This window comes from Stenotrophomonas sp. YJH_SMC_101-4 (assembly GCF_059370395.1).
The window spans coordinates 140,420-155,130 of sequence record NZ_JCAFTP010000001.1 but is presented as its reverse complement, the minus strand read 5'-3'; the positions used below and the strand labels follow the sequence as shown (position 1 = coordinate 155,130).

Sequence of the window (14,711 nt, the reverse complement as noted above, 5' to 3'; positions counted from 1 at the left end):
TGGCTGGGGGGGCGGCGAGATACTTCTGGGGGACACGCCCCTGGGTCAGGGGCTGCCGCGAAGCGGCGGGGTCTGGAGACCCGTGAAGCGGGGCCCATGATCTGCCGAAGCAGATCATGGGAGCGCCAGCGCGAATGCGATGACGCCTACCCGAGCATGGCTCGGCTCTACAGGTAATCCGGCTGCGCCGGATTACTTGACGCGTGCGGAGTACTCGCCCGAACGGGTGTCGACGCGGATCACTTCGTCCTGGTTGACGAACAGCGGCACGCGGACCACGGCACCGGTTTCCAGGGTGGCCGGCTTGCCGCCGCCGCCCGAGGTGTCGCCACGGACGCCCGGATCGGTTTCAGTGATCTTCAGTTCAACGAAGTTCGGCGGCTGCACGAAGATCGGCTCACCATTCCAGAGGGTGACCACGCAGGACTCTTCGCCCTTCAGCCACTTCTCGGCGCCGCCCATGCCGGCCTTGGTGGCCTGGACCTGCTCGAAGGATTCCGGGTCCATGAAGTGCCAGTACTCGCCGTCGCTGTACATGAAGTTCATGTCGGTATCGACGACGTCGGCTGCATCCAGCGAGTCGGTCGACTTCATGGTCACTTCCTGGGTACGGCCGTCCTTGATCAGGCGGTACTTCACGCGGGTGAAGGCCTGGCCCTTGCCCGGCTTGACGTATTCGGTGTCGATGATGACGGCCGGTTGGTTGTTGACCAGGATCTTCATCCCGTTCTTGACGTCGTTCATGCCGTAGCTGGCCATGCGTAAACTCCTGAGTGGCAAAAACGCCGCGGGTGCGGCGAGCCGTTAGAATGGAAAGCCCACCGGATGCCGGTGGGCGACTGTTTTTCTGCCCCCATGATAACCGCAGGCCCCCTCTCCATGCAGCTTTCCGCCTTCCCACGGCCCCAGTCGCCAGGTGCGCCCGCGCGCTGGCAGCAGCTCTGGCGCCAGGCGCTGCGCGACCCGCACGCGCTGCTGGCCCGGCTGCAGCTGGACCCGGCCGCGCTGGGCGTCTCGGAGGCGGCCATGGCCCAGTTCGCGCTACGCGTGCCGGAAGGCTTCGTGGCCCGCATGCGCCCTGGCGATGCGGCCGACCCGCTGCTGCGCCAGGTGCTGCCGATCGACGAGGAAATGCGCCCGGTGCCCGGGTTCAGCTTCGATGCGGTGGGCGACGGTGCCGCCAAGAAGGCCACCGGCGTCATCCAGAAGTACCGTGGCCGTGCCCTGCTGGTCGCCACCGGCAGCTGCGCGATCAATTGCCGCTACTGCTTCCGCCGCCACTTCGACTATGGGGCGGAGAACGCCGCCAAGGGTGGCTGGCAGGAGGCCGTAGCCGCCATCGCCGCCGACCCGGACATCGACGAGGTGATCCTGTCCGGCGGTGACCCGCTGTCGCTGGCCACGCACAAGCTGGCCGAGCTGACCGACGCCCTGCGCGCGATCCCGCATATCCGCCGCCTGCGCATCCATACCCGGCTGCCGATCGTGCTGCCGGAGCGCGTGGACGATGAACTGGTCTCCTGGCTGGGCAGCCTGCCGTGGCCGCTGGCGATCGTGGTCCACGCCAATCATGCCAATGAATTCGATGCCAGCGTGGACGCGGCGATGGCCCGCCTGCGCGGCATCGGCGCCCAGCTGCTGAACCAGGCGGTGTTGCTGCGCGGGGTCAACGACAGCGTGCAGGCCCTGCAGGACCTGAGCGAGCGCAGCTTCGCCGCCGGCGTGCTGCCCTACTACCTGCACCAGCTGGACCGGGTCGAGGGCGTGGCCCATTTCGAAGTGGACGATGCCCAGGCCAAGGCACTGATTGCCGGCCTGACCGCACGCCTGTCCGGTTATCTGATCCCGAAACTGGTGCGCGAACTGCCCGGCGACCCGAGCAAGCGCCCGGTGTAGCCCCAAAAAAGGGGACGGAGGGCATGAAGTCGCAAATGCATAAGCGACTTCATGTCATCCGTCCCTTTTTTGTGTCGGTCAGATGCCCGATTCGATCATCCGCACCACTTCGGTGGCGGTCACCGGGTGGCTCAACCAATAGCCCTGCCCAAGGTCGCAGCCGCGCTGCGCCAGCAGCTCGAACTGCGCCTGCTGCTCGATGCCTTCGGCCACCACGGTGATGCCCAGCGCGTGGGCCATGGCAATGATCGCCGTGGTCAGCGCGAGGTCATCGGGGTCACGCTGCATGTCGGCCACGAAACTCTTGTCGATCTTCACGCCGTCCACGGGTACCTGGCGCAGATGACTGAGCCCGGAGAAGCCGGTCCCGAAATCATCCAGCCAGACCTTCACGCCGGTGCGGTGCAGCTTGTCCAGCAGCTGCGCGGCAACCATCTCGTCGCCGATCACGGCGGTTTCGGTCAGCTCCAGATGCAGGCGCGACGCCGGCAGCCCGGACTCATGCAGGCACTGCGCGACCAGTGCCGGCAGCTCACCGCCGCGCAACTGCCGTGGCGACACGTTGACCGACACGAACAGGTCGTCCCCGGCCGCCCCGCGCGGCCACTGCGAGGCCTCCATGCAGGCCGCACGCAGGACCTTCGGGCCGATGATCTCGATCAGCCCACTCTGCTCGGCTACCTCGATGAACACCGAGGGCGGAATCGTGCCCAGGGTCGGGTGCTGCCAGCGCAACAGTACTTCAACGCCGACCATCCGGCGGTCGCGCATGCGGAAGATCGGCTGGTAGGCCAGGCGCAGTTCGCCGCGCTCCCAGGCACCGCGCAGCTCCTGTTCCATATGCACGCGACGCTCGACCGCATGGTCCATCGCCCGGCTGTAATAGCGATAGCAGTTCTTGCCGGCCATCTTCGCCTGGTACATGGCGATGTCGCCGTTCTTCAGCAGGGTGGTCGCATCGGCTGCATCGTCGGGGAACAGGGTCACGCCGATCGAGGTGCCCAGGAACAGTTCCCTGCCCTGCACCACCAGCGGCTTGCCCAGCTCGCGCACCAGCACTTCGGCCAGCAGCCGCGCGTTGGCGGCCACATCACCGTCGCCCACCAGGATCACGAACTCGTCTCCGCCGAAGCGCGCCAGCAGGGTTTCATCGCCCCCGGCCTCGGTGACCGCGCGGCCGATGCGCTGGGCGAACTGCAGCAATGCCTCATCGCCGGCCTCGTGGCCAAGGGTGTCATTGACCCGCTTGAAGTCGTCGATATCGGCGAACAGCAGGCCCAACCGGTGATTGGCGGCACGGGCGGCCATCAACCGATGATCAAGCGCCTCGCGGAATGCCAGCCGGTTGGTCAGCCCGGTCAGCGCGTCGGTATAGGCCATGCGTCGCACTTCGCGGTCATGGCGGGCGATCGCATCGCGCATCCGGGCGAAACCACGTACCAGTTCGCCGACCTCATCGTCGCGGGTGTTCTCGGCCAGGGGCGTCTGGTAGTCACCGGCCTCGATGCGACGCGCGGCGACGGCAAGATCACGGATCGGCGCGACCAGGGTGCGCTGCACGTACAGGATCACCACCACGCCGATCACCACCAGCAGGCCCAGCATCAGCAGCAGCCAGCCCAGGTGACGGCTGCCGACCTGCTGCAGGCGCTCGCCCAGGGTGGCGTTGGCCGCCTGCTCGCGCTGCTGCACCTCATCCAGCGCCATGCCGACCCGGACGCCGCCAATGCGCTGGTTGCCGATCATGATCGGCATGGTGTTGTCGAGCACCTTCGGCGATTCCTGCACGACCAGCATCTGCGCGGCTGCAGCCTTGGGTGCCAGGGGATCGGCCATCGGCTGGCCGAATCCGGACACCTCGACCGAGCCGTCGTGTACCAGCCGGCCGCGATCGTCGAACACCAGTACATAGCGCACCACGGGCTGGCGCGCGGTACTGCGTACCAGTACGCCGACCTGGTCCAGATCGCGGTAGTACAACGGGTTGGCCAGGGCGTCGGACAACTCACGCGCCATCGCCTCGCCGCGGCTGCGCACGCTGCGGTCGAACAGTTCATGGATGACGCCGCCGCTGAGGTTGCGCACCTCGCTCTGCATCGCCGTCTGCCGCCCCAACAACACCGCAAGGATCGCGATCACCACGACCATCGCCCCGCCCATCGCGAGCAGGAACCGGGCCTGCATCCCCGAGCCAAGCCACTTCATTCCACTTCCATCCGCACGCGCGTCAATCCTTGTTTCAATTCATCCAACCGCTGCTGCGCATGCGCATCGACGCGGTGGAACCCGGAAGTGCCAAAAAACCGATGCAGCGCCCCCTGCGCCTGCGGGTCGCTGGCTGCCTGCAGCAGCACTTCCTGCAGGCGATCGCGCACGCGTGGATCCAGGTCGGCGCGGACCATCTCCACCGCACGCGGGTAGGGTTCGGTGCGCAGCAGCTCGCGGAAGTCGCGCCGGAACGCTGCCGGCATCCGCCGCTCGTCATTCCAGTCCACGCTGCTCACCGCTTCCACGTCAACCACCCCCTTGTGCACGAACGTCGCGATGTTCAGCTCGCTGCGTGCAAATACGTAACCCACACTGTCCCGGCCCGGCATGTCCCATGCACCGGCCAGGATCTGCGGCGACAGGCCCTCCTGCAGCAACGTCATCACCGGCACCAGATAGGCACTGGTGGACGCCGTGTTCTGCAGGGCCAGGCGATGGCCCCGCAGATCCTGTACGCGCTGGATCGGGCTGTCGCGGCGCACGAAGAACACCGTCTGGTAATCACGCACGCCGTTGCGCTCGGTCAGCAGCAGTGGGCGGGCGCCACTGCGCTGGCCCAGCGCCACCGCCGTACCCGAGGTTTCGGTGACCCAGTCGACCCTGCCCCGCCGCAGATAGCTGGCCATCTGCTGCGGGTCGCGTGCCATCAGGATCCTCCCCTCCTTGATGCCAACGTCGTGCATGCGCGCCACCACGTAGTCCAGCAAGGGCTGCAGCTGTTCGTAATGCGCCTTGGGATCATCGCTGATCCGGCCCAGCACCAGTACCGGGTCCGGTGCTGCACGCACCGTCCCGGCCAGCAGGACCATGGCCAGGCTCAGCAGTCCCCCCTGCATTGCCTTTCGCAGACCCGACACAGGCTTCATCCCCCCTGGGTATCCAGACAGACTACCCGAAAAAATGAGAACGTCGTCAGCTGTCCTTGTTGCCCGCTTGTGCCAGTCGCGCCATGCGCTGGGTGTCGGCGAGGATGCCGCGCAACAGGCGCACTTCCTGCTCGCTGGGTTCGCTGCGCAGGAACAGGCGGCGCAGCTTGCGCATCGCCGATTCCGGGGCGCGGCCCTTGTGGAAATCGATCTCATCCAGCGTGTCGCCAAGCTGGGCGAAGAAGCTCTCCATCTGCTCGTGGCTGGCCGCCTGTTCGCGGAAGCCCGGCTCGGCGTCGGCTGCAGGCTGCGCACCCAGCAGCTGCATGCGCGTTTCATAGGCCAGCACCTGCACGGCAGCAGCCAGGTTGAGCGAGCTGAACTCCGGGTCGGACGGGATGTGCACCGCTGCATGGCACAGCTGCAGTTCCTCGTTGGTCAGGCCGGTGCGCTCACGGCCGAACACCAGCGCCACCTCGGCACCCTCGCCGGCCTTGGCCACCGCGCGGGCAGCGGCATCGGCCGGCAGGTACTCCTCCAGCTGGACACGGCGGGCACGGGCGGTGCAGCCCAGCACCAGGCGGCAGTCAGCCACGGCCTCGGCCAGAGTCGCCACCACCGGGGCGTCCCCCAGTACGTCTTCGGCACCGGCCGAGCGCCGGAAGGCCTCCTCGTCCAGCGGCTTTTCGGGAGCGACCAGTACCAGGCGGGCCAGGCCCATGGTCTTCAGGGCACGGGCGGCGGCCCCCATGTTGCCGGGGTGCTGGGTACCGACCAGGACGAATCGGAGGCGGGTGGCGGCGGGAAACTGGGACATGAACAGGGAAAAGGTCGAGCTGGACGATGACCAATGGTAAACTGTGCGGCCGGCCACTGCGCCGGACCCGCTCTTTTCCCCCGCCAGTCCATCTCTTCTGCCTTTCCGGGAGCCCACGCCATGCAGAAACCCGCCGTAACCGTCATGGTCAAGGCCGCCCGCCTCGCCGGCAACGTCCTGTTGCGCAACATCAACAAGCTCGAGGCACTGAACGTGGTGCAGAAGGGCCGGATGGACTACGCCAGCGAAGTGGATGCGGACGCGGAAAAGGTCATCGTCAAGGAACTCAAGCGCGCCTACCCGGACTACGGCATCTTCGGTGAAGAAGGTGGCGTGCAGGGCGAGCGCCGCCAGATGTGGGTCATCGACCCGCTGGACGGCACCAGCAACTACCTGCGCGGCGTGCCGCACTACTGCGTGTCGATCGCCCTGGTCGAAAACGGCGAGCCGACCGATGCGGTCATCTTCGACCCGCTGCGCAATGAACTGTTCACCGCCAGCCGTGGCGCGGGTGCCGTGCTGAACGACCGCCGCATCCGCGTGGCCGACCGCAAGGATCTGGAAGGCACGATGATCCACACCGGCTTCGCCCCGCGCGAGCGTTCCCGCGCCAGCGCCCAGCTCAAGGCAGTCGACGCCCTGCTGGTGCACGGCGAGGACATCCGCCGTACCGGTTCGGCGGCACTGGACCTGGCCTACGTGGCCTGCGGCCGCGCCGACGCCTACTTCGAAGCCGGCGTGAAGGCATGGGACATCGCTGCCGGCCTGCTGCTGGTCCGCGAGGCCGGCGGCAAGGTCTGCGACTTCAAGGGCGCGACCCTGGGCCGCATGGACAACCGCGGCCCGGAGACCCACCAGATCGTGGCCGGCAACCTGAAGGTGGCCGAGTCGCTGCAGAAGGTGCTGGTGAACACCGGTTACGCGGCGGAGTTCGACGCGAAGTTCTGAGATTCCGTGTAAAAGCGATTCATGGAGACGGCACCTGCGAGGGTGCCGTTTTCGTTTGCGCGGACGGAGAGTCGTTTCCGCGACCGCGGAGGGGTGTCACTTTCTTTGCGCGCAAAGAAAGTAACCAAAGAAACGCTCCGCCAGCCGCGAGCCGTCGCTACGCGACGGTTCCCTGTGCTTCTCGGAGAATCAGGGGACGGCGCCGAACTCGCTGCGCTCAAACACCGGCGCCTCTTCGCCCCTGATTCCCCTGCGATGCTCGGCTCGCTCAAGGCGGACTGGAAGGTCAAGATCAACAGCAAGAGCATCCACGCATGGCGCGGATCTACTGGGGGGCAGCTTTTGCCTTTGACGTTGGGTCCGCCTTGAGCGAGCCGAGCACCGCAGGTCCGGCGAGGGCGAAGAGGTGCGGGTGTCTGAGCGCAGCGAGTTCCCGCACCGTCCCTCGACGGACCGAGGAGCGCAGGGTACCGGCGTGCGCAGCACGTCGGCTCGCGCCCCGGCGGCGTGTTTCTTTGGTTACTTTCTTTGCACGAGCAAAGAAAGTGACACCCCTCCGCGGTCGCGGAAACGACTCTTGCCGGGTCGTACCCGGCGCCACCCATGCGTGGGCGCGCAAACAAGAACGCCCGGCACGGAGCCGGGCGTCTCTCACTCCTCTGCAAGCCGAGGCTTACGCCACCGTCGACGCCCGCAGCGCGGCAATGCGCTCTTCCAGCGGCGGATGGCTCATGAACAGCTTCTTGGCCGTCGAACCGGAAATGCCGAAGGCGGCGATCTGGGTCGGCAGCGTGCTCTGGCCGTGGTTGAGCTGCAGGCGCTCCAGCGCGGCGATCATCTTCTGGCGGCCGGCCAGCGAGGCACCACCCGCATCGGCGCGGAACTCGCGGTGGCGCGAGAACCACATCGCGATCATCGTGGCGAACAGGCCGAACACCATCTCCAGCACGAACACGATGATGTAGTAGGCGAAGCCGCGGCCGCCACCTTCGCGGTTGCCCGACAGCGCGCTGTCGATGATGCCGCCGACCACGCGGGCCAGCACGATCACGAAGGTGTTCAGCACACCCTGCAGCAGCGCCATGGTGATCATGTCACCGTTGGCGACGTGGGCGATCTCGTGGCCCAACACCGCTTCGGCTTCATCTTCGCTCATGTTGTGCAGCAGGCCGGTGGACACCGCCACCAGCGCATTGTTGCGGTTGGCGCCGGTGGCGAAGGCGTTGATCTCCGGGCCTTCGTACACGGCCACTTCGGGCATGCCGATGCCCGCCGCCTTGGCCTGGCGCTCGACCGTGGCCAGCAGCCAGCGCTCGGTCTGGTTGCGCGGCTCGGTGATCACCACCGCACCGGTGGAGCGCTTGGCCATCCACTTGGACAGCAGCAGCGAGATGAAGGAGCCACCGAAACCGAAGATGCCGGCCATGATCAGCAGGCCGCTCATCTTGCTGGGGTCGGTTCCCGTCAGCGACATCACGATGCTGGCGAGGATCAGGACCGCGAAATTGGTCGCCAGGAACAGGGCAATGCGGGTAAACATGGGAAAATCCGGCTCGGAAGGGGTCGATACCGGTCAATTTGCGGTGTGGTCAGCTTGAATTCAAGCGCCAACCTGACCGACGATTCAGCCTGCATGACCGCCAATGTTCCCTGCGGCCGCTTCGCGCCCTCGCCGACCGGCCTGCTCCACCCCGGATCCCTGCTCGCCGCCTTCGGCAGCTGGCTGCTCGCGCGCCATCACGGCGGCCTGTGGCGGCTGCGCATCGAAGACGTCGACCCGCCGCGCACCGTGCCCGGTGCCGCCGAGTCACAACTGCAGGCACTGGCGGCGTTCGGGCTGGTCCACGATGGCCCGATCTTCTGGCAGAGCGCGCGCGGCGAGGCCTACCAGGCTGCGCTGGACGTACTGCTCGCCAGCGACCAGGCCTTTGTCTGCCACTGCAGCCGCGGCGACCTGGCCGCCAGCGGCGGCATCCACCATCACTGCGTCGCCCGGCAACCGCGACCGGACCCCGCCGTCCGTTTCCGCGTGCCACCGGGCAGCATCGTGCACTTCGACGATGGCCTGCGCGGCCCGCAGCAGCAGGACGTGCATGCCGAGGTCGGCGACTTCGTGCTGCGCCGCGCCGATGGCTGCTGGGCCTACCAGCTGGCGGTGGTGGTCGATGACGCCGCGCAGGGGGTGACCGAAGTGGTGCGCGGTGCCGACCTGCTCGACTCCACGGCACGGCAGATCCTGCTGCAGCAGGCCTTGGGACTGGCGGTACCGCGCTACTGGCACCTGCCGCTGCTGCTCGATGCCCCGGGCCACAAGCTGTCCAAGTCGCTGGCGGCGCTGCCGGTGGACAGTTCGCGCCCGCTGCGCGTGCTGCGCCAGCTCTGGCAACTGCTCGGCCAGGCACCTGAAGCGCTGGAACCTGCGCACGATCTGGACACGCTGCTGGCGGCCGCTCGGAATGCCTTCGACCCAGCGCGGCTGCCACGTACCGACATCCTGCTGCCAGCCGGCGCACTTTCCGCGCCGATGTTGCAGAATCACCCTTCCCCCACCTGATACCCGGACAGCACTCCATGACATCTCGCGTCGCACTGGTCACCGGCGGAACCGGCGGCATCGGTACCGCCATCTGCCAACGCCTGGCCGACCAGGGCCACCGGGTCGCCACCAACTACCGCGACGAGGCCAAGGCCCGCGCCTGGCAGCAGGCGATGACCGAACGCGGCTACAGCGTGTCGATCTTCCCGGGCGATGTCTCCGATCCGGGCAGCGCCGAAGCGCTGGTGCGTGCGGTCGAAGCCGCGCTGGGCCCGGTCGAGATCCTGGTCAACAACGCCGGCATCACCCGCGACACCACGTTCCATCGCATGCGCGTGGACCAGTGGCACGATGTGATCAACACCAACCTCAATTCGGTGTTCAACGTCACCCGCCCGGTCATCGAGGGCATGCGCCGACGCGGCTGGGGCCGGGTCATCCAGATCAGCTCGATCAACGGCCTGAAGGGCCAGTACGGCCAGGCCAACTACGCGGCGGCCAAGGCCGGCATGCACGGGTTCACCATCTCGCTGGCGCGCGAGAACGCCGGCTTCGGCATTACCGTCAACACCATTTCGCCCGGCTACGTCGCCACCGACATGGTGATGGCGGTTCCGGAGGAAGTGCGCGCCAAGATCATCGCCGATATCCCCACCGGACGCCTCGGCAAGCCGGAGGAAATCGCCTACGGCGTCTCGTTCCTGGTTGCCGACGAAGCCTCGTGGATCACCGGTAGCAACCTGGACATCAACGGCGGCCACCATATGGGTTGGTAAGCCGCGCAGGGGACCCTCGCGGCGATCGCCGCCGGGCCCCTGCCAAGAGTCATGCTGCGCAGCACGCAAACCCTTGTTGCGCAACATGATCGCCGCCGAAAGCCAAGCCTGGCGGGGGCTGAGGCGGTTGCAACGGCTGCTGCACTGCGCCATGCTGCGCGTCTACTGTGACGAGTACCGCTTCATGGCTGCGACCCGCATCATCAAGAAGTATCCGAACCGCCGTCTCTACGACACCGAGATCTCCAGCTACATCACCATCGAGGACGTGCGCCAGCTGATCCTGGACGGTGAAGACTTCGAAGTCCGCGACGCCAAGAGCGGCGACGACCTCACGCGATCGGTCCTGCTGCAGATCATCGCCGACCAGGAACAGGACGGCGAACCGATGCTGTCCACCCAGCTGCTGAGCCAGTTGATCCGCTTCTACGGCGACTCCCTGCAGGGCTTCATGGGCAATTACCTGGAGCGCAGCATGCAGGTCTTCCTCGACCAGCAGCAGCAGTTCCGCCAGCAGATGGGCAACCTGCTGGGGCAGACCCCATGGGCGATGATGAACCAGCTGACCGAGCGCAACCTGGAGCTGTGGCAGGAATTCCAGCGCAACATGGGCACGGGCTTCGGTGGCCCGCGCCCGGGCGGCACCGGAACGGGAACCGGGGCAGGTACCGGCAACAAGCCGAACGAACCGGGCGCCGGCACCGGCGGCAAGACCCGCCGCTGAGCTGCAGCAACGGTTGATACGAAAACGGCGCGCCCCTGGCGCGCCGTTTTGTTTGAATCGCGTCGGCGATACATCAGCGTTTCGCCTTGCACCCCGTGCATACGCGCTCGACCTTGTAACCCTTCGCCTTCAGCTTCTCGACCACGCCGTCGTTGCCCAGCAGGTGCAGCGTGCCCACCACCACCAGCGTGCCGCCCTGCCCGGCCTGCAGGTACGGCAGCAGCTTCGGCACCCAGGCGTCATTGCGGCCGGTATTGATGCGCTGGTAAAGCTGTGGATACTGCTGGCGCATTTCCGCCGCCATCCTGGTCCACAACAGGCGCTCGTCACCCCGGCGCCAGGCATCATGCAGCTGGCGTGCCTGCTCGTCGGCCTTGCCAGCCTGGTCCAGCGCTTCGGCCAGCATCTGCCGCTGTTCCTGCAGCGTCATTCCGTCGAGCATGCCGATCTGGTTGTCGATGTCTTCAAGCCCCTCGGTCTTGCGGCCGGTCTTCTGCGCCCGCTCCATGAAGTGGCGGTCCAGGCCCAGTGCCGGGTCCAGGCCCAGCTTCTGCATCTGCCCGACCGAAATGCTCAGGCCGACAAACCACGGCTTCATGCCCTGCATCTGCGCCAGCGGCAGCTTGTTCTCGGTGGCGAACACCTGCAGCTTCTGCCAGGTCGCAGCATCCAGGTCACGCTTGAGCTCGCTGCCATCGGTGCGGACCGCTGCCTGCACCATGCGGCTGGCCAGCTGTGGCGACTGCATGTCTTCCGGCGACAGTTCGAACACGACCCGCTGCGAGGCCTCGAACGCCTGTTCGACATCGGGCGACAACGGGTAGTCCTGCGGCTTCAGCAGGTGGAAGGAACCGAGCAGGTAGAGGCGCGAGTCGCCCGGCCCAGTCACTTTCCACAGCAACGGCACCGGCGGCTTGGCCACCGCTGCGCCAGCGATGTCGGCTTGCGCGGTACGCGCTGCAACCAGCGGTGCCAGCGCACAGGCCGCCAGTACAACGGCGGTACGCAACAGGGATCTGATCGGCATATCAGCCTTCTCCTTCAGGCAGGTGGTAAGCCTTCTCGCCCGCTTCCACGCGCAGGTCCAGCCGGTTTTCCGGCGGCGCCAACGGGCAGGTCGCGTAGGCGGTGAACGCACACGGCGGGTTGTAGGCATGGTTGAAATCGATGCGTACCGTGCCATCGGCTGCCGGCGCATCGGTATCCAGGTAACGCCCGGCCGGATAGCTGCCGCGGCCACTGGTGCGGTCGGCAAAGATCAGGAACAGCGGTTGACCGGGCGCACCAATCGCCTCCAGCCGCCAACTGCGGCCATCACGCTGGAACTCGACCGCGCCTGCGTTTGGCATCTCGGTGGTCAGGCCAGTGATATCGACGATCGGCAGGGTTTTGCCCGGCGAGTGCGCGATGAAGCGGGCCTGCACCTGCCAGTCAGGACCACCCGGCCAGTACTCCAGTCCTGCAAAATCTCGGCGTGCCGGCGCATCGGCATGCTTGACCCGCAGCGCATCGCGCGGGCCGCGGCGGATGATGCTGAGCTGCCCCTTGCCACCATCGAAGGCCAGCAGCGTCGGCTGCGGATCCTTGTCGGTGTCGACACGGATGCGGCCGCGCACCGGCTGCCCGTCATGGCTGACGTCAACGCCGGCCTCAGGTGTGAACCACCATTGGCTGCCTTCGCGGCGCAGCAGGCCCAGCTTGTCCGGCCCAACCGCCAGGCGGATGCCATTGGTCGCGCCGCTGCCGACGAAGTGCGATTTGTTCTGCAGCCAGTGCAGGCCGACCAGCGCTGTCCAACCGTCCGGCCGGGTCAGATCCTGGTAGCGCGCTACCCGCCACTGCTGCTGCGTGGCCGCGTAGGCCGGATCTTCAGTGACCTTCGGCGCCGGCGGTGTCGCCGGGCTGCAGGCAACCAACACCAGAGCGGCCAGCAGGCCGCCCACTCCCCGATAACGCATCGATGCTCCCCTCAACGTCCGCGCAGGAACCAGCGGTCGATCTCCGCCAGCGAAAAACGGGCCCAGGTCGGTCGGCCGTGGTTGCACTGGCCAGACCGCTCGGTGATTTCCATGTCGCGCAGCAGCGCGTTCATCTCCGGCACGGTCAGGCGCCGGTTGGCGCGCACCGCACCATGGCAGGCCATGGTCGACAGCAGTTCATCGCGCGCACTGGCCACGCGCCGGCTCTGGCCGTGTTCGCGCAGGTCGGTCAGCACGTCGCGCAGCAGCCCTTCCGGTTCGGCATGCGCCAACAGCGCTGGAATGCTGCGCACATGCAGGGATCCGGGGCCGGCGCGGGTCACCTCGAAGCCGAGCGCCGCCAGTGTGTCGGCTTCGCTTTCGGCAGTGTCGGCCTCACGCTCGCCCACTGCCAGCGTGATCGGCACCAGCAGCGGCTGCGACTGCAGGCCGATACCGTCGTGCGCGTTCTTCAGGCGCTCGTAACCGATGCGCTCGTGCGCGGCATGCATATCGACCACGATCAAGCCTTCTGCATTCTCGGCCAGGATGTAGATGCCATGCAGCTGCGCGATCGCGTAGCCCAGCGGCGGCACGCCTGCGTCGGCACTGGTGACCGGCAGTCCGTTCTCGGTCGGCATTGGCGGCAGCGCAGCACCGCGCTCGGCGCCGGCTGGTGCGGCATACAGCGCGGCATAGGCAGCCGGAGCATCGGCCACCTGCAGCCCCAGCGGTTGCTGCGGGCGCCAACCAGAGAATCCACCACCGCCGCCACTCGAACCGGCACCCGGTGCGGCACCGCGGACCAGACCGAAACCGGAGGCGCCCGCACTGGAGACCATCGATGCCGCACCTGCATCCGCCGGATGCGCGGACCCGGCACCGATGTCCTGCGCCGACATGCCGGCACGGGTATCGGCCAGCGCATCCTTCAGCGTGCGGTAGACAAAATCATGCACCAGCCGCGAATCACGGAAACGCACCTCGTGCTTGGCCGGGTGCACGTTGACATCAACGCGGGTCGGGTCGAGCTCAAGGAACAGCACATAGGCCGGCTGGCGGCCGTGGTACAGCACGTCGCCGTAAGCCATCTTCACCGCATGGGCGACGCTGCGGTCGCGCACCGAACGGCCGTTGACGTACAGGTACTGCTGGTCGGCGCTGGCGCGCGAATAATGCGGTTGCGCGATCCAGCCGTGCAGGCGCAGGCCGGCACCACTGTGGTCGACGCGCACGGCCTGGTTGGCGAAATCCTCGCCCAGCGTTTCAGCCAATCGCGCATCGGAATACAGATCGCCCGGCTTGTAGCGGCGCGAGGCCTTGCCGTTGTGCGACACGCGCAGCTCGACATCCGGCCGCGCCAGCGCCAGCGAACGCAGCCATTCTTCGATATGGCCCAGCTCGGTACGCTCGGCGCGCAGGAACTTGCGCCGCGCCGGTACGTTGTAGAACAGCTCGCGCACTTCTACCGTGGTGCCCGGCGCATGCGCGCGCGGGGTCACTTCGCCGATCTTGCCGCCTTCGATCTGCAGCGCCGAACCGTGTTCATCATGTGCGCGACGCGAGGAAAGGGTGAAACGGCTGACCGAGGCGATCGACGGCAGCGCTTCACCCCGGAAGCCGAGCGTGGCCACCGATTCGAGGTCGTCCAGATCGGCGATCTTGCTGGTGGCATGGCGCGATACCGCCAGCGGCAGCTGTTCCGGTGCGATGCCACTGCCGTTGTCGCGGATGCGGATCAGGCGTACACCGCCCTCTTCAAGATCGATATCAACGCGGCTGGCACCGGCGTCGATCGCGTTCTCGACCAGCTCCTTGACTACCGACGCGGGACGTTCGACCACTTCGCCGGCGGCGATCTGGTTGATGAGGATCTCCGGCAACGGCCGGATCGGGCGCGGGCCGGGCGCGCTCATGGGAGA

13 protein-coding genes are annotated in these 14,711 nt (G+C 67.0%); 5 read left to right on the top strand and 8 right to left on the bottom strand.

Features of this window, described 5'->3' with window-relative positions; genetic code table 11:
* Positions 1 to 192: 192 nt before the first annotated feature.
* On the bottom strand, positions 193 to 759 hold the full coding sequence (efp, locus tag AC5P8D_RS00755) for an elongation factor P (protein ID WP_005410381.1): 567 nt from the start codon (positions 757 to 759) through the stop codon (positions 193 to 195).
* A gap of 120 nt (positions 760 to 879) precedes the next feature.
* On the opposite strand from efp, the gene epmB reads away from it, so the two are divergent.
* The gene (gene epmB / locus AC5P8D_RS00750; RefSeq protein WP_010486611.1) at positions 880 to 1,896 is read left to right on the top strand and encodes an EF-P beta-lysylation protein EpmB; all 1,017 of its coding nucleotides are present in this window, start codon (positions 880 to 882) and stop codon (positions 1,894 to 1,896) included.
* Between the two features lie 78 nt (positions 1,897 to 1,974).
* Here epmB and AC5P8D_RS00745 read toward each other — a convergent pair whose 3' ends face one another.
* The 3 genes from AC5P8D_RS00745 to AC5P8D_RS00735 all read right to left on the bottom strand — a co-directional run bounded on the left by AC5P8D_RS00745 (position 1,975) and on the right by AC5P8D_RS00735 (position 5,847).
* Positions 1,975 to 4,101: a putative bifunctional diguanylate cyclase/phosphodiesterase gene (locus AC5P8D_RS00745; RefSeq protein ID WP_171955214.1), complete on the bottom strand. Its 2,127-nt coding sequence runs from the start codon at positions 4,099 to 4,101 to the stop codon at positions 1,975 to 1,977.
* A complete protein-coding gene (locus AC5P8D_RS00740) occupies positions 4,098 to 5,000 on the bottom strand; it encodes a phosphate/phosphite/phosphonate ABC transporter substrate-binding protein (protein ID WP_495203173.1) in 903 nt (300 codons plus the stop codon). The genes AC5P8D_RS00745 and AC5P8D_RS00740 overlap by 4 nt, the downstream gene beginning before the upstream one ends.
* A gap of 76 nt (positions 5,001 to 5,076) precedes the next feature.
* Positions 5,077 to 5,847: an RNA methyltransferase gene (locus tag AC5P8D_RS00735; RefSeq protein ID WP_010486603.1), complete on the bottom strand. Its 771-nt coding sequence runs from the start codon at positions 5,845 to 5,847 to the stop codon at positions 5,077 to 5,079.
* A gap of 120 nt (positions 5,848 to 5,967) precedes the next feature.
* Here AC5P8D_RS00735 and AC5P8D_RS00730 point away from each other — a divergent pair, with 120 nt between their 5' ends.
* Complete coding sequence (locus AC5P8D_RS00730; RefSeq protein ID WP_005417749.1) at positions 5,968 to 6,795, top strand: inositol monophosphatase family protein; 828 nt, start codon at positions 5,968 to 5,970, stop codon at positions 6,793 to 6,795.
* Between the two features lie 673 nt (positions 6,796 to 7,468).
* Here the strand turns inward: AC5P8D_RS00730 and htpX are convergent.
* Positions 7,469 to 8,335, bottom strand: a complete 867-nt coding sequence (gene htpX, locus AC5P8D_RS00725) for a protease HtpX (RefSeq protein WP_495202992.1) — start codon at positions 8,333 to 8,335, stop codon at positions 7,469 to 7,471.
* A gap of 93 nt (positions 8,336 to 8,428) precedes the next feature.
* Here htpX and gluQRS point away from each other — a divergent pair, with 93 nt between their 5' ends.
* From gluQRS to phaR, 3 genes are all read left to right on the top strand, one after another.
* The gene (gene gluQRS / locus AC5P8D_RS00720; protein WP_191849694.1) at positions 8,429 to 9,349 is read left to right on the top strand and encodes a tRNA glutamyl-Q(34) synthetase GluQRS; all 921 of its coding nucleotides are present in this window, start codon (positions 8,429 to 8,431) and stop codon (positions 9,347 to 9,349) included.
* 17 nt (positions 9,350 to 9,366) lie between these two features.
* Positions 9,367 to 10,107 carry an acetoacetyl-CoA reductase gene (gene phbB, locus AC5P8D_RS00715; RefSeq protein ID WP_109813555.1) on the top strand — a complete coding sequence of 247 codons (741 nt, stop codon included), beginning with the start codon at positions 9,367 to 9,369 and terminating at the stop codon, positions 10,105 to 10,107.
* Positions 10,108 to 10,291: 184 nt separating this feature from the next.
* The gene (gene phaR / locus AC5P8D_RS00710) at positions 10,292 to 10,831 is read left to right on the top strand and encodes a polyhydroxyalkanoate synthesis repressor PhaR (protein WP_010486594.1); all 540 of its coding nucleotides are present in this window, start codon (positions 10,292 to 10,294) and stop codon (positions 10,829 to 10,831) included.
* A gap of 73 nt (positions 10,832 to 10,904) precedes the next feature.
* Here phaR and AC5P8D_RS00705 read toward each other — a convergent pair whose 3' ends face one another.
* Genes AC5P8D_RS00705 through mutL form a run of 3 tightly spaced genes read right to left on the bottom strand, consistent with a single transcriptional unit; the run spans position 10,905 to position 14,705 of the window.
* Complete coding sequence (locus AC5P8D_RS00705) at positions 10,905 to 11,858, bottom strand: TraB/GumN family protein (protein WP_495202991.1); 954 nt, start codon at positions 11,856 to 11,858, stop codon at positions 10,905 to 10,907.
* Position 11,859: 1 nt separating this feature from the next.
* Entirely contained in the window at positions 11,860 to 12,789 is a 930-nt protein-coding gene (locus AC5P8D_RS00700; protein ID WP_043400900.1) for a DUF1684 domain-containing protein, read from the bottom strand.
* Positions 12,790 to 12,800: 11 nt separating this feature from the next.
* Complete coding sequence (mutL, locus tag AC5P8D_RS00695; protein WP_197654360.1) at positions 12,801 to 14,705, bottom strand: DNA mismatch repair endonuclease MutL; 1,905 nt, start codon at positions 14,703 to 14,705, stop codon at positions 12,801 to 12,803.
* Between the last annotated feature and the right edge of the window lie 6 nt (positions 14,706 to 14,711).